Source organism: Brevibacterium sp. GP-SGM9 (assembly GCF_047300845.1).
Taxonomy (GTDB): domain Bacteria; phylum Actinomycetota; class Actinomycetes; order Actinomycetales; family Brevibacteriaceae; genus Brevibacterium.
Genome location: NZ_CP178563.1, coordinates 2,062,178 through 2,079,651 on the forward strand (window position 1 = coordinate 2,062,178; position 17,474 = coordinate 2,079,651).

At 63.4% G+C, this 17,474-nt stretch carries 21 protein-coding genes; 6 read left to right on the forward strand and 15 right to left on the reverse strand.

The genetic code is table 11. The annotated features are described in order from the left end of the window. Nucleotides 1–67: 67 nt before the first annotated feature. From ACH82I_RS09305 to ACH82I_RS09320, 4 genes are all read right to left on the reverse strand, one after another. Nucleotides 68–940, reverse strand: coding sequence for a siderophore-interacting protein (locus ACH82I_RS09305; RefSeq protein WP_413332071.1), 873 nt, complete (start codon nucleotides 938–940; stop codon nucleotides 68–70). 32 nt (nucleotides 941–972) lie between these two features. Next, the gene (locus tag ACH82I_RS09310) at nucleotides 973–1,923 is read right to left on the reverse strand and encodes an ABC transporter substrate-binding protein (RefSeq protein WP_413332073.1); all 951 of its coding nucleotides are present in this window, start codon (nucleotides 1,921–1,923) and stop codon (nucleotides 973–975) included. 214 nt (nucleotides 1,924–2,137) lie between these two features. Next, nucleotides 2,138–3,334, reverse strand: coding sequence for a pyridoxal phosphate-dependent aminotransferase (locus ACH82I_RS09315; RefSeq protein WP_413332075.1), 1,197 nt, complete (start codon nucleotides 3,332–3,334; stop codon nucleotides 2,138–2,140). Between the two features lie 324 nt (nucleotides 3,335–3,658). Next, a complete protein-coding gene (locus tag ACH82I_RS09320) occupies nucleotides 3,659–4,015 on the reverse strand; it encodes a cupin domain-containing protein (RefSeq protein ID WP_413332077.1) in 357 nt (118 codons plus the stop codon). Nucleotides 4,016–4,160: 145 nt separating this feature from the next. Between ACH82I_RS09320 and ACH82I_RS09325 the strand changes: the two genes are divergently transcribed. Both ACH82I_RS09325 and ACH82I_RS09330 read left to right on the forward strand, forming a co-directional pair. After that, the gene (locus ACH82I_RS09325; protein WP_413332079.1) at nucleotides 4,161–5,615 is read left to right on the forward strand and encodes an NAD(P)/FAD-dependent oxidoreductase; all 1,455 of its coding nucleotides are present in this window, start codon (nucleotides 4,161–4,163) and stop codon (nucleotides 5,613–5,615) included. Nucleotides 5,616–5,730: 115 nt separating this feature from the next. Next, nucleotides 5,731–6,900 (forward strand): pyridoxal phosphate-dependent aminotransferase, encoded by a 1,170-nt coding sequence (locus tag ACH82I_RS09330; protein ID WP_413332081.1) that lies wholly within the window; start codon nucleotides 5,731–5,733, stop codon nucleotides 6,898–6,900. A 22-nt stretch (nucleotides 6,901–6,922) separates the two neighbouring features. Here ACH82I_RS09330 and ACH82I_RS09335 read toward each other — a convergent pair whose 3' ends face one another. The 4 genes from ACH82I_RS09335 to ACH82I_RS09350 all read right to left on the reverse strand — a co-directional run bounded on the left by ACH82I_RS09335 (nucleotide 6,923) and on the right by ACH82I_RS09350 (nucleotide 9,825). Next, on the reverse strand, nucleotides 6,923–7,615 hold the full coding sequence (locus tag ACH82I_RS09335) for a homing endonuclease associated repeat-containing protein (protein ID WP_413332083.1): 693 nt from the start codon (nucleotides 7,613–7,615) through the stop codon (nucleotides 6,923–6,925). A gap of 93 nt (nucleotides 7,616–7,708) precedes the next feature. After that, on the reverse strand, nucleotides 7,709–8,119 hold the full coding sequence (locus ACH82I_RS09340; protein ID WP_413332085.1) for a hypothetical protein: 411 nt from the start codon (nucleotides 8,117–8,119) through the stop codon (nucleotides 7,709–7,711). Between the two features lie 126 nt (nucleotides 8,120–8,245). Then, nucleotides 8,246–8,905 (reverse strand): small multidrug efflux protein, encoded by a 660-nt coding sequence (locus tag ACH82I_RS09345; RefSeq protein WP_413332087.1) that lies wholly within the window; start codon nucleotides 8,903–8,905, stop codon nucleotides 8,246–8,248. 146 nt (nucleotides 8,906–9,051) lie between these two features. Next, nucleotides 9,052–9,825: a MerR family transcriptional regulator gene (locus ACH82I_RS09350; protein ID WP_413332089.1), complete on the reverse strand. Its 774-nt coding sequence runs from the start codon at nucleotides 9,823–9,825 to the stop codon at nucleotides 9,052–9,054. A 95-nt stretch (nucleotides 9,826–9,920) separates the two neighbouring features. On the opposite strand from ACH82I_RS09350, the gene ACH82I_RS09355 reads away from it, so the two are divergent. Both ACH82I_RS09355 and ACH82I_RS09360 read left to right on the forward strand, forming a co-directional pair. Further along, nucleotides 9,921–10,670: a haloacid dehalogenase type II gene (locus tag ACH82I_RS09355; protein WP_413332091.1), complete on the forward strand. Its 750-nt coding sequence runs from the start codon at nucleotides 9,921–9,923 to the stop codon at nucleotides 10,668–10,670. Between the two features lie 80 nt (nucleotides 10,671–10,750). Then, nucleotides 10,751–10,921 carry a hypothetical protein gene (locus tag ACH82I_RS09360; RefSeq protein ID WP_413332093.1) on the forward strand — a complete coding sequence of 57 codons (171 nt, stop codon included), beginning with the start codon at nucleotides 10,751–10,753 and terminating at the stop codon, nucleotides 10,919–10,921. A 23-nt stretch (nucleotides 10,922–10,944) separates the two neighbouring features. Here ACH82I_RS09360 and ACH82I_RS09365 read toward each other — a convergent pair whose 3' ends face one another. Next, a complete protein-coding gene (locus ACH82I_RS09365; RefSeq protein WP_230745208.1) occupies nucleotides 10,945–11,280 on the reverse strand; it encodes a biopolymer transporter Tol in 336 nt (111 codons plus the stop codon). A 186-nt stretch (nucleotides 11,281–11,466) separates the two neighbouring features. Here ACH82I_RS09365 and ACH82I_RS09370 point away from each other — a divergent pair, with 186 nt between their 5' ends. Next, nucleotides 11,467–11,931: an SRPBCC family protein gene (locus tag ACH82I_RS09370; protein ID WP_230745209.1), complete on the forward strand. Its 465-nt coding sequence runs from the start codon at nucleotides 11,467–11,469 to the stop codon at nucleotides 11,929–11,931. A gap of 150 nt (nucleotides 11,932–12,081) precedes the next feature. Here the strand turns inward: ACH82I_RS09370 and ACH82I_RS09375 are convergent, their stop codons facing one another. The 4 genes from ACH82I_RS09375 to ACH82I_RS09390 form a co-directional block, all read right to left on the reverse strand. Continuing rightward, on the reverse strand, nucleotides 12,082–12,534 hold the full coding sequence (locus ACH82I_RS09375) for a VOC family protein (RefSeq protein WP_230745210.1): 453 nt from the start codon (nucleotides 12,532–12,534) through the stop codon (nucleotides 12,082–12,084). Between the two features lie 73 nt (nucleotides 12,535–12,607). Further along, nucleotides 12,608–12,940 (reverse strand): hypothetical protein, encoded by a 333-nt coding sequence (locus ACH82I_RS09380; protein WP_413332096.1) that lies wholly within the window; start codon nucleotides 12,938–12,940, stop codon nucleotides 12,608–12,610. 447 nt (nucleotides 12,941–13,387) lie between these two features. Then, nucleotides 13,388–14,065: a hypothetical protein gene (locus ACH82I_RS09385; protein ID WP_230745212.1), complete on the reverse strand. Its 678-nt coding sequence runs from the start codon at nucleotides 14,063–14,065 to the stop codon at nucleotides 13,388–13,390. Nucleotides 14,066–14,127: 62 nt separating this feature from the next. Then, on the reverse strand, nucleotides 14,128–14,769 hold the full coding sequence (locus ACH82I_RS09390; protein ID WP_230745213.1) for a hypothetical protein: 642 nt from the start codon (nucleotides 14,767–14,769) through the stop codon (nucleotides 14,128–14,130). Nucleotides 14,770–15,124: 355 nt separating this feature from the next. Between ACH82I_RS09390 and ACH82I_RS09395 the strand changes: the two genes are divergently transcribed. After that, complete coding sequence (locus ACH82I_RS09395; RefSeq protein ID WP_413332098.1) at nucleotides 15,125–15,331, forward strand: hypothetical protein; 207 nt, start codon at nucleotides 15,125–15,127, stop codon at nucleotides 15,329–15,331. Between the two features lie 7 nt (nucleotides 15,332–15,338). Here the strand turns inward: ACH82I_RS09395 and ACH82I_RS09400 are convergent, their stop codons facing one another. Further along, complete coding sequence (locus ACH82I_RS09400; protein WP_413332100.1) at nucleotides 15,339–16,352, reverse strand: helix-turn-helix domain-containing protein; 1,014 nt, start codon at nucleotides 16,350–16,352, stop codon at nucleotides 15,339–15,341. A gap of 100 nt (nucleotides 16,353–16,452) precedes the next feature. Continuing rightward, a complete protein-coding gene (locus ACH82I_RS09405) occupies nucleotides 16,453–17,424 on the reverse strand; it encodes an alpha/beta hydrolase (RefSeq protein ID WP_413332102.1) in 972 nt (323 codons plus the stop codon). Nucleotides 17,425–17,474: the final 50 nt, after the last annotated feature.

Sequence of the window (17,474 nt, forward strand, 5' to 3'; positions counted from 1 at the left end):
CACTTCCGGCGACCCGACCTCCGCCCGACAGCGCAACAGCAATGCTCAACGCGCCGTCCGCGTGCACTCAGCCGGTCAAAGGCCCTCCCGCTCTCCAGTACCCGAAGAACGCGATGCGACTCTTCGCGACTCCCAATTGCCTTGTCAGATAGCGCCTGATCCTCACGACCGCATCGGACTCCCCGGCGATCCATATATACACATCGTCATCCAGCGTCGCCAGGTTCTGACGGGCTCCCCACTCCCAGATCAGTTCTTCCAATCCGGTGCCGGGTTCCGTGTTCGGCTGCCGCACCACGACGTTCGCCGAGGTGGGCAGCAGGTCACCGTCGAGCGGATCCGAGGATTCAGCCAGGATTTCGACCGTCATCCCTCCGCCGAGGCTGCTGTGAATGTTCGCCATCGCCGGAAAAGCCGTCTCATCACCGGCGAGCAGCAGGTTCGCGGCCTCTCCGGGAGACCAATGCAACCCGTACCCGGTGTACCCATTGCGAGCATCGGGGCCGTTGATGACGAGCCGATCTCCCACCTCGGCGGACTGAGCCCATTGCGATGCGGGCCCCGGCGGATCGTGGATGAGCATGTCGACATCGACTTCACGCTTTGCCGGACGGATTCCCGAGGGCGTATAGGTCCGCAGCACGTTGCGTTCCTCGGCCGGCAGCTGCTTCCACAGCGCATACCAGTGCGAGGGATGCGGAGTCGGGTCAGCCAAGAGACCGAAGTCGGCGAACCTGCCGTCCGGGTGAGGAAAGACGAGTTTGATCCGCTGATCCAGGCCCCACGGGGCGAATTGCTCGAGTGTATCCCCGGTGAATGTGATGCGCACGAAGTTCGGAGTGACTCGGGCGACCGCGGAGACCTCGACCGGGAAGGCGGTATAGGCCCAGGGCCGTGGCACTCCCGCGGCTTGGGTCGAATCCGAGGGCGCAGCTGCCAATGCACTCGGCCCTCGAGGTCGGCTCGCCGCCGTCATCGAGCGTCGAGGTACTTCTCGATGTCGTCAAGGACCTTGTGTGCGCCCTTCGGTCCCACGCCGGAGACCCAGTAGCTCGTGTCCACGGGTGTTACAGAGGGGAACGCGTCGGTGTTTCCGCCGACCACTTCGGGGATCGCGGCAGGATCATCGACATCTTCGGCGGTCACAAACACAGCGTCGGCCTTCGCATCGATGGCGTTCTCCGGGGAGAGATCAGCCTGCAGCCCGTCCGCCCAGTCCTGCTCGGGAATCGTGTATCCGACGCATTCGAGCAGACTTCCGGCGAACGATGCGGGGCCGTAGAGACTCAGCGTCGTCTCATCGCGCGGGCGGATCATCTGCGCGGTCTCGCCGTCGATGCCGTACGTGCTTTTGATGCTCTCGCAACGCTCATCGACCTCGGCGAGCAGCGCCTCGGTGTCCTCCTTGCGATCAAGAGCATCACCGATCAGCAGCGCATTGTCCTTCCACGAATCCGCATGACTGGCGATGAAGACCGTCGGCGCGATCGAATCGAGCTCCTCGAACAGCGCCGAGTGCCGAGACTCCGTGCCGAGAATGAGATCCGGATCGAGCGCAGCGATGGCTTCGAGATCGGGCTCGGGCACCGTCCCTACCGATTCGACGCCCTCGACCTCGAGATAGTCCGGGATGCCGTCGACATTGCTGGCCACCGCGGCGCCGAGCGGCGTGATCCCGAGCGCGACCGCCGTGTCGAGTTCGAGTGGTTCCAGGGTGACGACCTTGTCGGTCTTCGCAATGACCTCGGCAACTCCGCGAGCGTGCTCGACCGTGTGGGTGCCGCCGCCCTCCTCCGCCTTCTTCCCATCGCTGGGACCGCCGCAGGCAGCCAGGGAGGCGACGAAACCGACGACGGCGAGGCCGAGGGCCACTGTCTTGGAGCGTGCTGCGCGCGTTTTGGGGCGCACTTCGAGCGAGTTCATGGAGATCTTTCGTCTGGATGAACGGTCGAAACCAGCATCGACCAGGCCAGAGATGAGGTTACCCTGGCCTTACCCGAGATGCATCGTCCGTCTCATTCCCCGGATCTCGCCGAGGTGGCCGGCCGGCAGCGCCGAGGCGGGCCGCCGCCGGCGCCGAGGTGTCTGGCCGCCATCGCCGAGATAGTCGGTCACCAGCGACGTCACCCCAGCCGCCTCACCCCTGCTCGACCCATTCCTTGAGCTTGCCGAGGCCTTCGGTGATATCCGTTTCGTCGATGCCGGAGTAGGCCAGGCGGATGTACGACCGGTCCTCCCCTGCCTGGGGCGAGCCGAAGTGCTCACGGGTGCAGAAGGAGACACCGGTCGCGTGCAGCGCCTCGGTGGAGAAATCGGCCAGGGTCGCGATTCCCTTGGCAGTCATCGCCTCGGTGACGTCGGGGAAGACGTAGAACGTCGAACCGGGCACGGCCACGCCCATGCCGGGGATGTCATTGAGCAGTCGGCAGGTCGCATCGCGGCGTTTGCGCAGCACCTCGAGCATCCGTCCCACCGGTTCCTGTGGTCCCTGAAGTGCGGCGATGCCGGCCCACTGGACGTAGTGGGTGGTGCAGGATTCGTCGTTGGTGTTCATCGTCGAGATCGCCTCGGCGACCTCACGCGGAGCCACCGCGCAGCCGAGCCGGGACCCGGTCATCGCGAACTTCTTCGAGAACGTGTAGAGGATGACGGTGCGTTCGCGCATGCCCGGCAGGGCCGCGATCGACTTCGATTTGCCCTTGTAGCGCATCTCGAAATAGGCCTCGTCGGAGAGCACCCAGAGGTCGAACTCCTGCGCGATCGCCGCGATCGCTTCACGTTCGGCATCGGTCGATTCCGCCGAGATCGGGTTCTGCAGATCGTTGTAGATGATGGCCGTCGTGTTCTCGTCGATCGAAGCCCGCAAGTGGTCGAGATCGATCGCGAAGCCGTCATCGGTGGGCACATAGCGATACGGCAGAGCGGTGCCGCCGAGGTAGTCGATCTGCGATTCGTAGATCGGGAACCCGGGATTCGGGTAGAGCACGCCCTGCCCGGGATCCATGACCGCCTGGAGGAATTTCGTGATCACGGGCTTGCCACCGGTGGTCACGACCACCTCGGCGGGGTCGATCGTCATCCCTCTCCGCGACCCGATGTCCTCGGCCAGGGCCGCGCGCAGTTCAGGAATGCCGGGGCCGGGGCAGTATCCGGTCTTCCCATCGCGGATCGCCCTGTCCATCGCCTCGACGATGTGGCCGGCCATGGGGAAATTGAGATCGCCGAGGTGGAACGGATAGACCCGATTCCCCTGAGCTTTCCAGTCAGCGGCGGCCTGGGCGACCCGGAATGCGGTTTCGGTGCCCAGATCGTTCAAGCGTCGAGCTGTCTTCATTGTCGACTCCTTCGTGCGAGGTGAAGCGCGTGGTGCGCGTGGTTCGGGGATTCGTGGTGCTGATTGGTCGGTGCGTGATGTTTCGGGTGGCGGTGCTGATGGTTCGGATGGATGATGATGTCTCGGACGGCGTTGCCCCAGCACCACACCGAGGCGGTGAGGCGGCGTTTCCGGTGGTCAACGATGTGATCACCTGGCCGTACTCACACACTAGAGGAATTCGGCACCGAGGTTAAGACTCTCACCATCCACAATGCGGACGGCAGGTATTCAGGTGCGATTTTGCGACTCCGCAACTTCGCCAACGGCCCACTCCAACCACGTTCACTCCTCGTGTTCGGCGATGAATAGCTTCCGCAGGGGACCCACGTCGATGTACCAACGGGTTTTCGTCCCGCCCTCGAGGCGGACCAAGGATCCAGGACGCAGCTCCATCGGCGAGCGCGCGGGCTCGTCGAACTCGATCCGGCCCAGGCCCGAGATGACGAGGAAGACCTCGTCGCCTTCGACATCGCGCATGGTGCCTGCGCTCATCTCCCACAGCCCGTAGTCGACTCCGCCGATGGTTCCGAGTTCGGCAAATCCTGTCGTCGTGTCCGCCTGCTCCACCCGTTGCCAGTCCTCGATCGCCTCATGGGTCAGCGGGAAATCGTGGGTCTCGATCGGCTCCATTGCGCTCATGGGGACAGTGTATCCGGGCAGCAGTTCCCGCCGTCCCGGCCAGAAGTCCGTACCTTCTGGACCAGCCGCCCACGCCCCCACGGACAGACAGAGCATCTGCGTTGGGCATTTACTTCTCCCTCGGCCGTGAGATAGAACTGATTCCATGCCCTATCTCAACGGCGAGTCCTCCCATTGGCTGGCCCTGTCGCCTCCCCACTCCTCGTCCCCTTCGCCCCTCCCCACCGAGAGACAGGACCTCGTCATCGTCGGCGGCGGCATGACCGGACTTTGGTCGGCCTACTATGCCCGCCAGGCTCACCCCGATTGGCAGATCACGATCGTCGAAGCCAAGCACATCGGCTACGGCGCCTCGGGCCGCAACGGCGGCTGGCTCTCGACGCTGCTTCCTGGCAACAGAGCCAAATACGCCGAGGCGGTCGAAAGGGCCCGGGCCACCGATCCGACCGGCCCGGTCGGCTCTGCGGGGCTGAGCGGGGTGGAGTCCGTCCGGTCCTTCCAATCCGCGCTCTTCGATTCGATTGACGAGGTACTCGAAGTCCTCGAACAGGAGGGCATCGACGCCCACCAGGTCCGCGGCGGACACATCGACATCGCCCAATCCGAGGCGGGCATGGCCCGACTGCGTGAACTCTTCGACGGCAACGAAGAATACGGCTATGGCCGCGAGGACATGCGATTCCTTGACGTGGAGGAGACCCGGGCTCATATCAACGTCGACAACGCTCAGGGCAGCCTGTTCTTTCCAGGTACAGCGCGCATCGACCCCGCGCTGCTCACCGAGGGACTCGCCCGCGTCCTGAAGAATCAGGGCGTGAGAATATGCGAGGACACCTCGGCAGGTCATATCGGCAAGGGCCAGGTCTCGACGAATCGCGGCCCGGTCAGCGGGGACACGATCTTCGTCTGCCTCGAGGGCTACTCGGACACCGTGACCGGCGACCTCCCGGGGCTGGAAGGACGTCAGGTCATCCCCGTCTTCTCATCGATGATCGCGACCGAACCGCTCTCCGCCGACGCGTGGGATGCCATCGGCTGGGAGGGCAGGGAATGCCTCGGCGACACCGCGCACACCTTCATCTACGCCCAGCGAACCGAGGACGATCGGATCGCCCTGGGCGGACGCGGAGCACCCTATGCGTTCGGCTCAGGTCTGCCCGGTGATGGCAGGGTCCCCGCCGAGGTGGTCGAACTGCTCCGCACCCGTCTGTCCTCGCTGTTCCCTGACCTCGAGGTCGAAGTCGCCCACGCATGGCGAGGGGCGCTCGGCGTCACCCGGGACTGGTGCGCGGGGATCTTCTTCGACGCCGATCAGCGCATCGGTGTGGCCCGCGGCTATGCCGGACACGGCGTGACGGCGACGCACCTGGCGGCGAAGACCCTGCTGGACCGGGCCTCCGGCCAGTCGACTCCGCTGACAGCCCTGCCGTGGAACGATCACTATTCCGGTCAGTGGGAACCCGAGCCGTTCCGCTGGCTGGGCATCCGCTCGATGTATCGGATCTTCAACATCGCCGACGAGTGGGAGCGGGTCACGGGCGCCAAACGGACCAGCCTGCTCGCCCGGTTCGGCTCACGTCTGGCAGGACTGCACGAGTGACAGGAGGGCACGAGCGACCGGCCTGCGCGGACAACCGAGACGACACCCCCTCCCCGACACGACACTCTCTTCCCGACCAGACCCTGACACGCCCCCGACACGTCCAAGGAACACGATGACGAACACCCACCCCCGCGTCACGCAGATGGCCGCGAGCTACCCGGCCTCGGACATCAGGAAGATGTTCACCCTGGCACTCGACTACCCGAACGCGGTCAAGCTCACCGTCGGCGAACCCGACTTCAACACCCCTGAGCACGTCAAGGCCGCCGGCATTCAAGGCATCGAGGACAACCACACCCGCTATGTCGCCAATGCCGGCATCCCGGACCTGCGCTCGGCGATCGCACAGAAGTACACGGCTCGTTGGAACCGGCCGATCACCTCGGACAATGTCATGGTCTCCTTCGGTGCGATGGAGGCGCTGACCTTCGCGCTCGACGTCACGGTCGCTCCCGGCGAGGAGGTGATCATCCCCGATCCGAGCTTCCCGAACTACGTCGGCCAAGTCCACCGCCTCGGCGGGGTGTCCGTGCCGGTGGCCGTGACCGAGGACAACGACTTCAAACTTCGCGCCGCAGATATCGCTGCGGCCATCACCGACAAGACCGCGGCGATCATCATCAACAGCCCCTCGAATCCCCTGGGATCGGTGATGGATCGCAGCGATCTCGAGGCGCTCGTCGACCTGTCGGTCGAGCACGGGTTCACGATCATCTCCGACGAGGTCTACGACGAGATCGTCTTCGACGATGCCCAGTTCACCTCCATCGCCGAGATCCGCGAGGGGTTCGACCGTTTCCTCGTCGTCAACAGCTTCTCGAAGACCTATGCGATGACCGGGTGGCGTTGCGGGTTCCTCATCGGCCCCACAGATCTCATCGCACCGATGGCCTTCCTCCAGGAGGGCATCACCTCGTCGCTGCCCGGTTTCGTCCAGGACGCTGCGGTCGCCGCGATCACCGGTGACCAGGATCCAGTCCAGGAGATGGTGGCCTCCTATGCCCAGCGGCGCGACCTCATCACGGACCGGATCTCCGCGATCGACGGACTGTCCCTGATCCGCCCTGAGGCGACGTTCTACTCCTTCGTCAATATCTCCGAGTGGGGACTGAGCTCGTGGGATCTGGCGATCCGGCTGCTCCAAGAGCAGGAGCTCGCGACGATTCCGGGCTCGGCGTTCGGACCGCAGGGCGAGGGATATCTGCGACTGACGTTCTCCGTGTCCCCTGAGACCATCAACGAGGCGTGCGATCGACTGGAGGCCTTCGCCGAGAGTCGGTGAAAGTCGACGAATCGACGATCGTTCATCTTGCCGAGGCGAGTGCCGAGTTCCAGCTTCCATAGAACTTCCGCACCGCGGCCGCCGAGGGCACCGCGCCTTTGTGCTCGGCGGCGTATTCGGTGTACGACTGATAGGTAGCCGCGGCTTCTCGCGATTCGCAGTCGGCGACGAATGCGGCAATCGCCGTGTCGTACGCCGCGGCATCGAAGCGCAGCTGACCGCGCGCCCGTCCGACCGAACTGATCGCCAGTCCGGCCGCCTTGAGGGCGTCGTTCCAGGAGCCGAAGCGCTGCACTGCTGTCTGACTTGTCGGCGGCCAGACACTCGCGCCCTTGGTCGAGCGCGCCCCGATGCGGGTGAGCGCATCCGCTCGCCGCGCGTCGTACTTGGCTGCGGTCAGACTCGGCTTCTCGGATCGGCTGCGGATGAAGCCGATCGCCGAGCTCACCTCGGCCAGCGTCCGCGTCACCGCAGGCGAGTCATCCGGAAGTTGGGAAGCCAAAGCCAGCTCAACCTCGGTGAGGATCTCCTGGTCACGAGGATTGAGCTTCGATACCGCTGCGTCGGCCTTCGTCCCAGCCCCGGCCGACTTCGCATCGGTCCCTGACGCCTTCGCAGCGAACCCCGGTTCGAGGACTTCGGCGGCAAGATAGAGCAGCGCGCCGAGGACGGCCGGCGAGGAGGTGTGGGATCTGTCCGCAGTGTGGTCGTTCATCGTACCCATCCTACGTGGCCGGGCCTGCTCTCTACGGCGTGACCGGTCCTCCGTGCCCGGCCCTGGCCACTGTGGCCGGGCCGACACCTCGTCTCAGGTCCCCCGCGTCCGCTGGGCCGACCGATCGATCATTGTGCTCAGTGCGAAGAAGAGTCCACAGACGACTCCGGCCATGAGCAGTGACAGCACGACCGAGTCGACGATGAGCAGGTACCCGCCGCCGAGCACGGCCATCGAGGCGAAGGCCGAGACCACGCGACCCGTGAGCGTGCCGCCCAGATCGCTGCTGTCGAGGATGACGTCGATGAGTCGCGAGACGACGAACCATGCGGCGAAGACGCCGACGGTCGCCAGCAGGGACTCGTTGAGGCTCAGCCGCATCGGCAGGTGCATCACCCAGCCGAGCAGCGTGGCGGAGAAGGGGACGAGAGTGGGAAGTCCCAGGGCCACCACGACGAGGGCCGAGTAGCTGAGGACTTTTCGGTGGCGGTAGGCGGTGGTCATGGGTTTTCCTCTCTGAGTTTCTGATGTGGCGGGACTGGCGGGAGCGGGAGTGGCGGGGGTGCGGGATACAGCGGATTCCGCGGGTGCGGGTGTGCCCGGCTGCCGGTGTGGCCGGGTGCGGCCCGATCAGCCGGCGAAGAAGGCGAGCGCGCCGGTGGCGATGAGCGTCGTCAGCGTCGTCCAGGCCGCGATCGCGATGCCCTGCCACAGCAGGATCCACGAGGTCTTGACCCCCGCGCTGACGAGGATGGTCGAGGTGATCTGGGTGGGAATGGCCAGGGGCCCAAGCAGGCTGGCACCGGGAACCCCGAACCGGGTGAGGAAGCGCTTGAACTTGACCCGCCCCTTGGACTCGGGCTTGCCGTCTCGCCGAGGTTGGGCATCGAGATCGGCCTCGCCGAGGTGGTCGGTGCGGTCGAGGTCGACCCCGCCGAGGTGATGTGGGCCCGTGCCCGCGGTGTGCAGTTCGGCATCGGCCGAAGAGCCGGCGGCCATGGTCGCGGGGACGGCAGCCTCGGCGCTTGAGGTGCGTTTCTCATCGCGACGGGCGACGACTGCCTTACGCGCCCGGGCACCGAGGAGAACGATGACGGTCACGCAGATGAAGTTGCCGATGGCTCCGGCCAGGCCGGCGATGACGGGGTTGAGTCCCGCCCAGACGCCGATGACCGAGGAGATCTCGCCCTCGACGAAGGGGACCGCTCCGGCCATGGCGATGATGACGGGTTGAAGCAGGTCAGGAACATGCGAGGCAAGGCCCTGGAAGAATTCGATGATGCCGTTCATGGTGTCCTCCGAACGTAGACTTTTCGGATTCCCACTCGCTCGAGTCGGATCCGTCTGCTGACTACATTCAGTACAGACTGTGTTCTCGGAACAGGGTCAAGCCCGGATCAGCGAATCCAGGATTCACTCAGTTTTCGCGGCCGAATTCAGGGGCCTTCGGCCTGCTCCTTGGCCACCTGGGCCTGGATGAACTCCAGGAACCGCTCGCGATGTTCGTCGGGGATGTCGAGGTCGGGGAACATCTTGATGAAGGCTCGCTGGATGACATCGACCTGAGCGGAGTTGTAGAGCTCGAGGATTGAGCCGATGATCGCCGCTTGGCTCATCTCGGCATCGCCGCGCATCCCGTGCGTCGGTGCCAGCATCCACGGGTTCGACTCGAGCTGGTCCCTCATGTTCGGCGCGATCGCCTCGGCGAGACGCTCCCGGGTGGCTTCGTCGGCATCCTCGGCGAGGTCATCGATCTCCCGGTCGAAGGGAGTCGTCTGAGACATCACCGTCTTGAACTCGGACATCGTCTTCTCATCGTAGAGACGTGAGTAGAGAGACATGAGACTGCGGTCGGGTCCGGACATGGTGGCGGCGATGTCGATGAATCCGGAGGCCGTGTCGATGGGGGCACCGTGCTCGAGCAGCTGTGCGACCTCCTCGCGAGCACGCACCAGTTCGGCGATCTGCTCCTCGAGTTCTCTGTCGAGATGCTTGAGTGCCAGCTGCTGCTGTTCATGGTCATCGCGAACCGAGTCGATGTCGGAGAGCGGAATTCCCAGCTCTCGCATCCGACGAATCTGCAGGAGCCTGAGCAGGTGCGATGTCCCGTACTGCTTGTATCCATTGCTCATCCGCTCGGGCTCGGCGAGCAGCTCGAGCTTGTGATAGTGGCGGATCGTGTTGACCGTGGTCTCGGTCAGTTTCGCCAACTCGCTGGTGCTCCACCCCACTGGTCGTTCCTTCCAAGAGCTCGGATGAGAACCATTCTATTGGCCGCCCGCCGCCCGCGAACTAGGGTTAACCCATGGATGCAGAATTCGACCGGGGCGGTCGGGCCAGCGCGATCGACGCGGTCGAGGCCTTGGTCTTCGACATGTTCGGGACCGTCGTCGACTGGCGTAAGAGCGTGGCCGCCGATGTCGCAGACCTCCTCGAACAGTGGCTGCCCGGCGTCGATCCACACGAATTCGCCGATGCGTGGCGTGGCGAATACCAGCCGTCGATGGAGCGGGTCCGCAACGGCAGTCGGCCTTTCGTCCGTCTCGACGCGCTGCACCGGGAGAATCTTGAGAGCGTGCTCGACCGCCTCGGCGTGCCATCTGGGACCGTGCCGTCCCCCGACCTCGCCGAGGCGAACCTCGCCTGGCATCGTCTCGATCCTTGGCTCGATGCGGTCCCCGGCCTGACCCGCCTGCGCCGCCGTTTCATCATCGCTCCGCTCTCGAACGCCAATGTGCGCTTGGCCCTCGACGTCGCCAAACGTGCCGGGCTGCCGTGGGATGCGATCCTCGGCGCCGAGGTGGCTGGGGCCTATAAGCCGGAACCGGCCGCCTATCTGCGCACGGCCGAGATCCTCGGTCTCGAGCCGGGCCAGGTGATGATGGTCGCGGCCCACAACTCCGATCTCGCTGCGGCACAGGACTGCGGGCTGCGCACCGCCTTCGTCCGTCGGCCGACCGAACATGGACCGGGCCAGACCAGCGATCTCGAGCCAGAAGGTGCGTGGGACCTGGTCGCGGAGGACTTCGAGGACCTAGCGAACCAGCTCCTCTGAGCGCGGCTCAGTTGAGACTTCTCGAAGTGAAACCTCCTGACCTGAAAAGCGCCATTACGGTCAGAGGCCTACACTTGAGTATGACTGAATTCCAGATCGGCGACACCGTCCAGATCATCGACGGCGCGATGAAGCACAGCGTGGGCACAGTCGTCTATCTCGACGTGCCGCGGGAGAAGTACCTCGTTCGCATCGGCGGCTCCACGCAGAACTACTACCCCGCCGATCAGATCGAACTGTTCACCGCCTGAACAGAGTCACTGGCCGAACACGGTCATCCGAGTCGCTCCAGTGCCTCCTCGGCGCGTTCGACTCGATCGGCCAGGGACATGTCCCACCAATAATCACCGCGCTCCCCGAGGCCGTGTTTGGCAGTGTTCACCCGGTCCCGCGCATGCCTGAGCTCCTCTTCGCTGCCGGATCCCTTGGCGGCCTTCACCGCATTTCGAGCTCTGCCGAGATGGCTCTTGAGTTCGTCGACGATCTGCTGGTCGAGCCCGGGATCGGTACGGCGCCAGCGCCGCCCTTTGACGACGATCCATCTGTCCTCATCGACTGCCGACTCGTCTTCACTGTCCGGCAATCGCCGAGGGTCGGGTTCTGCGTCCATTCCCCCACCTTATGCGTCTCCGGATCGATCTTGACCGACTTATCCGCTGATCGCGCTCGGAGTGCAGTCTCGGCGATCGGTGTGAATGACGTGGTGGGCACAGACAGAGGAGAGGCACAGGGTATAGCGTGGACCGCAGGAGCAGATGCTCCGCACATCCCCAACTGCTGAGGAAAGGCGTAAACGATGACAGAGACGAAAATCAGCGCCACGCGAACCATCGACGCAGCCAACGAAGACATCTTCGACGTGCTGTCGAACCCGGAACGTCACGCTGAGATCGACGGCTCGGACATGGTGGTCTCCGATGACAAGACCGACCGCATCACCGCCGTCGGACAGGTCTTCACGATGAACATGCACTGGGACAAGATGGGTGGGGACTACAAGACGGACAACCATGTCGTCGGCTACGACGAGAACAAACTCCTCGCGTGGACCACGGCGCCCAGCGGCCAGGAGCCCGACGGATGGGAATGGGTCTGGGAACTCACCCCGCAGGGCTCGGATTCCACCGAGGTGACGATCACCTATGACTGGAGTTCGGTCACCGATAAGGATGTGCTCAAGCAGGTGAGCTTCCCCGTGGTCAGCGAGGAGGATCTCGAATCCTCACTGGCCAACCTGGCTGCAGCAGTCTCCGACTCCTGAGGTCAAGCGGACAAGCACAACCTACACCGCGGTCGAACGCACGTGGCGAGCACCTTCGGGTGCTCGCCACGTGCGTTCAGCCTGAAACCGGTGGACTCCAGCGAGCGTGGCAGTCTTCAGACATACTCGGACAGGCAGACAACGCTTGGCTCAGGCCACGAAGATGCAGAAGGGGTGCCCGCTCGGGTCGGAGAATACATAGAGCGGTTCAACCGGATCGTCCGTGCGATCGAAGAGCACCGTCGCCCCCAAAACTACCGCCCGCCGTCGCTGTCGTTCGAGCTCTTCGGCATCGGAGACCGTGAAATCGAGGTGCAGCTGCATGGGCACCTTGTCGTCGGGCCACGTGGTGGGGGTGAGTTCGGCGACCTTCTGGACGGCGAGCTTGCGAACCCCGTTGCCGTCGGTGAGCACAAGCCAATCGGCGTCATCGGCGACACTGTCGGCCGCGCGCGACCCGCTTTCGCCGTCCACCTCGACGGTTTCCGGCGGCTCGTCACCGGGCCGGTAGACATAGCCGAGCAGGTGCCGGTAGAACTCGGCGAGCGTCCGAGGGTCGGTGGTGTCGATGACGGTGTGCAGCAGTTCGGGGTAGTCAGACATTGTCGGGCCATCCGCTCATCCGCGAGTCACGCGCCATCAGCTCAGACTCAAAGGCGTGAGCACGGCGATCTTCCTATCCGCCATCGATCCGCACCAGCTGGTACATATTCCTCTCACCCAGCACAGCACCGTGATAGTCCCAGGTGACCTCAACCCAAATGCTGTGGTCAGCCGCGGCGGCTATCTCGAAGACGGCATCGGCCTCGGTGACCTTGACGTACTGGGCGAGGGCCCTGGCGAAGAAATCTACGGTCTGCGCAGCCTCGGTGACGACGATGCGCTGTCCCGGAAATTCTATGAGCGCGGGAACCGCGTAGTGCGCGGCGATCGCCTCGACGTCTCGGTCGAGCAGGGCTTTGGCATAGGCGGCGAAGAACTGGCTGACGACATCGCTGTTCTCATCCATAGTACCGAGGTTAGCGCTTCCCGCGGACGCAGAGAATGATCGAGGCAGATTCCCGGGATGTACGGATCTGCTGTCCGAGGCTCTCGCACAATCTCACTTCTGCATGGCTGGACGACGGGGCCGCATCGTCCGCCCGTCTGCGCGGAGCGGGCAACACGGCCCCATCGGCATTGCGGCAGGAAGCTAACTTCTCCTTTCCTGTCGTCCAGCTCTGTAACGCTGGACAGCAAGCACCAGTGCTCCAACCAGCAGCACGAACGACAGACCCCAGAACACGGCAGCGAAATCGTGCAGACCTGGGGCAAAGACGAGGGCCTGGCTGCCGATCGCGAGAAGCAGCAGTGCAACGATCCATCTGACTTTCAGCGGGAGTCTCATATCTCCTCCGGTTGTCGGACTTCTACGATGAAGGGCCAATCACAATACACCGCTCGATCACCCCGTTTATCAGGTGCTCAAGCACTTACCGACGCTTGCTCCACCGATTGCGGTGAAGCCTGCAACACAGACGATGCAACCCACGCCGACTGTCACGGCGCATGCAGAGGCGCAAGTACTGATGATGATCAGTGCGACTGCTGTTGAAACGCCCAGAGCGTTCAGGCAGTCGATGACATCAGGGTCTGCGCCTTGGGCTTCAATCGACTGAGCGTCAACTGCTTCACCGCTCGTGTCAACGGCATTCGTGCCTTGGGAATCTCCGTTGACCCAGGTGGTCACCTGCGCCTCTGATCCGGATGATTGGGTGGCTTTGACTTGCACCTGGTCCGCGAGTTCACCGGTTGCGGGATCGACCACGACACCTGCAAATGAGCCCTCGTCGTACCCTTCACCCGTGAGCTGAACAGCCACCATCAGTGATTCGCTGCCCTCGGGCTGCGATACCTTGGCTTTGTCCAAGTCGGCTCGGGCACCGTGCGGAAGACTCTCGAGTACAGGCGTGGCCGCGTCGATTGCTCTCTGCGCATCGTCGTCACCTGTTTCGAGCATGACCGTCTCCGGCGGCTGAGAAGCACTCCCCTCGCTCGGGGATGCCATCGAGACAGTGGGATTGAGTACGGCGACGGACGCGACGAGGAAGGCTGCGATGGCAGTCGTCGCGGGTCGTTTGCTTCGGATCTTCATTGTCTTCTCCTCATCAACTGGCGATCGATGTTGTCTGTGAGTCTCTGTGAGCTGGTCAGCTGTCACTTCTGAGCCTGGTCGATGCAATAGCCGGCGGTGCCGCCGGTCACTCCGGCCGCAGCGGCAATGCAGGCGACGCATCCCAATCCCGCTGTCCCGACGCAGACGGCTCCACAGGCCACGCTGATTCCGGCGACAACCCATGAGGAGATTCCCGCCGAGGACAGGCAGTCATTGAGCTTGCTCCAGAAGCCGTCCGCCTGTGGACTCAGCTTGCCGGAGGAGGCGTCGTCGGACGTGACCTCACGGTCCGCGGTCTTCGCGCCGTTGTTCCAGGCTTCGACATGGCCGGAGTTCTCAGACGTGGCCTTCATGACGATTTCTGCTGTTGCGAGCACGTCTCCGTCCGGAGAGACCACGGCACCGATGTTGGAGACACCCTCGACGTCACTCGCGAAGGAATAGTTGACGTAGACGTTTCCGTCGTCGAGCTCCCAGGCTTGAGCGCTGGAGGTATCGATCTCTTCGCCCGATTTCGACACTGACGTCAGATCGGCTTTGGCTGCCAGCGAGTCTGCCCGCTGCGCACTGAGCTGCTGGCCAAGTCTCTGAGCGGGTTGCGTCGAGTCCTGTGCCTGCACAGGACCCGCATTGAGACCGCCGCCGAACACTGCGGCGCACACCACGGCGAGAAGCAGGGTCAACCACCGTCTCATCCTGGTTCGTTGACCTTGTGGCATCGTTTGGTCCGGAGAGCTGCCATTGGTCGCAGTTGTCGCTGTCATTGTCATCTCGTGTCCTTTCCGCTTCATCACCTGCGGCTGCCGAGTTCGCCAACCTGCTCTCGACCCTAAGAAGCGAGTTGTGATGTAGACAACACATGTGAAGGAATTGATGAATACCTCAGCGCTCAGCTAATTCCCGGCATCCGCTGAATCCGCAAGGATCGGGCGACCTCATCATCGCGACATCCGTTATCATTTCGTGACATTCCGTTCAACCGGAGTTCGCTGTTGCGGTTTCGCCGCCGGTGTCAGTTGCCAGTGAGAGGATGGTGTGGTGTACGAGAACCGACCACACGCCGCCAGGAAGAACAAACAGAGCCTCGCCGCAGAGAAACGAACCGCCGCGACCGGCGGCACCGGCATCCCCACCGACTGGCGTGAGGCCTTCGCTCCCCTCGCCGAGGCGGTTCCCCAGCAGCACACGCCCGTGGCCTTGGGCTTCGAGCTCGTCGTGCACTTCCTCAAAGCCGATCGGCACTGACCGAACGTCAGAGCCGGGCGTCGCGCAGTCGCTGCAACGCACGGGAAAGCGTGTATCTCATACCGCCAATAGTTGATCGCACGTCGTATCCCAAGGACTCCGTCAGGGCCGCCAACCGTGCCTGTACCGTCGAGTGATGGAGACCGAGAACCAATGCAGCTCCCCGGACGCTGCCTCTGTCAATGACCGCATCGAGGGTCGGTAGAGCAGAGCTGTCGCTAGCGAGCTCTGACAGTTTGACGACATCGGGATGCGGCTCCGGACTCGCATCGGCCGCGTCTGCGAGCAAGAGCAGCGGACCGAGTTCGTCCGCCCGAACAATCGGATTCGCATGGTCACTGAGCCGGAGAGCGACCAACGCCGAGGCCCACGAGACGGGAAGACGAGTGTGCTCGACCGGAAGACCGACCCCCGTTCGCCCGCCGACCTCGGTGGATGGTCCGCTCAATGACTCACTGACGATGAGAACCTGGGCAAATCCGAACGGTGTGGACAGCAAGCCGCTCACCTGCCCACTAGGCAAGGGCGTACCGGCTGACAACGCGATTGCGCGCACTCGGCGGTGAAGATCGAGTCGCAGTCGCGTGACCGCCGCTGCTCGTTCTTCCGGCGAAGCAGCCGCATCCACCACGATTTCCGCGACACGATTTCTCGCATCCGAGTTCACCCGTGAAAGTGTGATTGAGACGGAAAGGGAGAACCGCTCCAGCAACATCGCGTCGTTGATGTGCGGAGCGCCTTCGCGTTCAATCCAGACAGTGACGCTGTCACGTCCGTTCAGGCACGGCCAGCTTGCACGGTCTCCATTGCCGCTGTGCGCTCCGGTCGGAGTCGCTCGGACGACTCGCCCCGTGGAGCTGTCCATCAAGCCTGCGGGGACTCCCGCAAGAACTGCGGCACTACGCGCGAGAGCAGCCAAATTCGCCTGACTGCTGACGAGCTTATCGAAGAACCCGATGACCTTCAGGGACTCGCTTGACTCAGGATCAAGCGCCGACAGTTTCCCGACCAATTCCTGCATCGCACCTCCACCTCCGTGTGACAAGCGCTGCGTCCACGTCTCAGTTTAGTGCGCAGGGCTCTAAGAGGACCTCGCGCGCCAGGTGCCGACTACGTCGCCCTCAGACTCCGAGAATTCTCGCCAGCCAAGCGGTTCGAGTAGTCATCATTGCTTGTGATAGCGCAGTGTGCGGTGCCATCATGTCGAAACCGTGGAACCCTCCGGGCCACACGTGCAGTTCTGCAACACCACCATCGGCCCAAATCTGTGAAGCGTAGGCTACGTCCTCATCGCGGAACACCTCGGCCGTACCGACATCAATGTGAGCCTGGGGTAGTCCGCTCAGGTCGACCGCTCGAGACGGAGCAGCATAGATCGATACATCCTCCGTCCCGCGACGATCACCAAGAAGAGCATCCCAACCCGTGAAGTTGCTGGTGCGGTCCCACACTCCTTCGCCTTCGATCTGGCGTGATGAGGCTGTGCCGTTGCGGTCATCGATCATCGGATAGATAAGACATTGAGCAAACAGAGGAGGACCTTTTCGATCCCGGGCGAGCAAAGAGACTCCAGCCGCGAGTCCTCCGCCCGCGCTGGCTCCGGCGATGAGCAGTCGACTGGGATCAATGCCGAGTTCATCTGCGTGCTCAGCTGTCCAGACCAGACCCGCGTAACAATCCTCAACGGGGAATGGGTCTGGGAACTCGGGCGCAAGACGATACTCGATAGAGACGCAAACTGCGTCAAATTGCTCGACCCAATCAAGCATCACTTCTATTCCGGTGAACCTGTCACCGATGATCATGCCGCCACCGTGTGTGTGAAAGATTCCGGGGCCGCTGGCCTCATGGTCTGACCTGGTGAAAATCGAAGCCACCAGGTCGGCACCTTGATATCCGGGGAGGGTGATCTCGCGGTGTATGACCGGGCGACCTTCGAGCACCTCGGCGATCGGCGCCGTCACATCCGACTCTCGCATGATCGGGATCATCTCCGGTGTGATCGTCGAGGGCAACTGCTCACCTACTGCGTCCAGCACGGCTTCCAATTCCGGGTCGAATGGTGGCCTGTTGTACGTCTTCGACTCTGTCATGGTGATCTCCTTTGATCCGCATCGTCTCTTCACGACGTCTGTATTGTGAT

Coding starts and splice junctions, on each gene's coding strand:
- ACH82I_RS09310 (WP_413332073.1), bottom strand. CDS start 1,923: ATGAACTCGCTCGAAGTGCGCCCCAAAACGCGCGCAGCACGCTCCAAG.
- ACH82I_RS09315 (WP_413332075.1), bottom strand. CDS start 3,334: ATGAAGACAGCTCGACGCTTGAACGATCTGGGCACCGAAACCGCATTC.
- ACH82I_RS09320 (WP_413332077.1), bottom strand. CDS start 4,015: ATGAGCGCAATGGAGCCGATCGAGACCCACGATTTCCCGCTGACCCAT.
- ACH82I_RS09325 (WP_413332079.1), top strand. CDS start 4,161: ATGCCCTATCTCAACGGCGAGTCCTCCCATTGGCTGGCCCTGTCGCCT.
- ACH82I_RS09330 (WP_413332081.1), top strand. CDS start 5,731: ATGACGAACACCCACCCCCGCGTCACGCAGATGGCCGCGAGCTACCCG.
- ACH82I_RS09335 (WP_413332083.1), bottom strand. CDS start 7,615: ATGAACGACCACACTGCGGACAGATCCCACACCTCCTCGCCGGCCGTC.
- ACH82I_RS09340 (WP_413332085.1), bottom strand. CDS start 8,119: ATGACCACCGCCTACCGCCACCGAAAAGTCCTCAGCTACTCGGCCCTC.
- ACH82I_RS09345 (WP_413332087.1), bottom strand. CDS start 8,905: ATGAACGGCATCATCGAATTCTTCCAGGGCCTTGCCTCGCATGTTCCT.
- ACH82I_RS09355 (WP_413332091.1), top strand. CDS start 9,921: ATGGATGCAGAATTCGACCGGGGCGGTCGGGCCAGCGCGATCGACGCG.
- ACH82I_RS09360 (WP_413332093.1), top strand. CDS start 10,751: ATGACTGAATTCCAGATCGGCGACACCGTCCAGATCATCGACGGCGCG.
- ACH82I_RS09365 (WP_230745208.1), bottom strand. CDS start 11,280: ATGGACGCAGAACCCGACCCTCGGCGATTGCCGGACAGTGAAGACGAG.
- ACH82I_RS09370 (WP_230745209.1), top strand. CDS start 11,467: ATGACAGAGACGAAAATCAGCGCCACGCGAACCATCGACGCAGCCAAC.
- ACH82I_RS09375 (WP_230745210.1), bottom strand. CDS start 12,534: ATGTCTGACTACCCCGAACTGCTGCACACCGTCATCGACACCACCGAC.
- ACH82I_RS09380 (WP_413332096.1), bottom strand. CDS start 12,940: ATGGATGAGAACAGCGATGTCGTCAGCCAGTTCTTCGCCGCCTATGCC.
- ACH82I_RS09385 (WP_230745212.1), bottom strand. CDS start 14,065: ATGAAGATCCGAAGCAAACGACCCGCGACGACTGCCATCGCAGCCTTC.
- ACH82I_RS09400 (WP_413332100.1), bottom strand. CDS start 16,352: ATGCAGGAATTGGTCGGGAAACTGTCGGCGCTTGATCCTGAGTCAAGC.
- ACH82I_RS09405 (WP_413332102.1), bottom strand. CDS start 17,424: ATGACAGAGTCGAAGACGTACAACAGGCCACCATTCGACCCGGAATTG.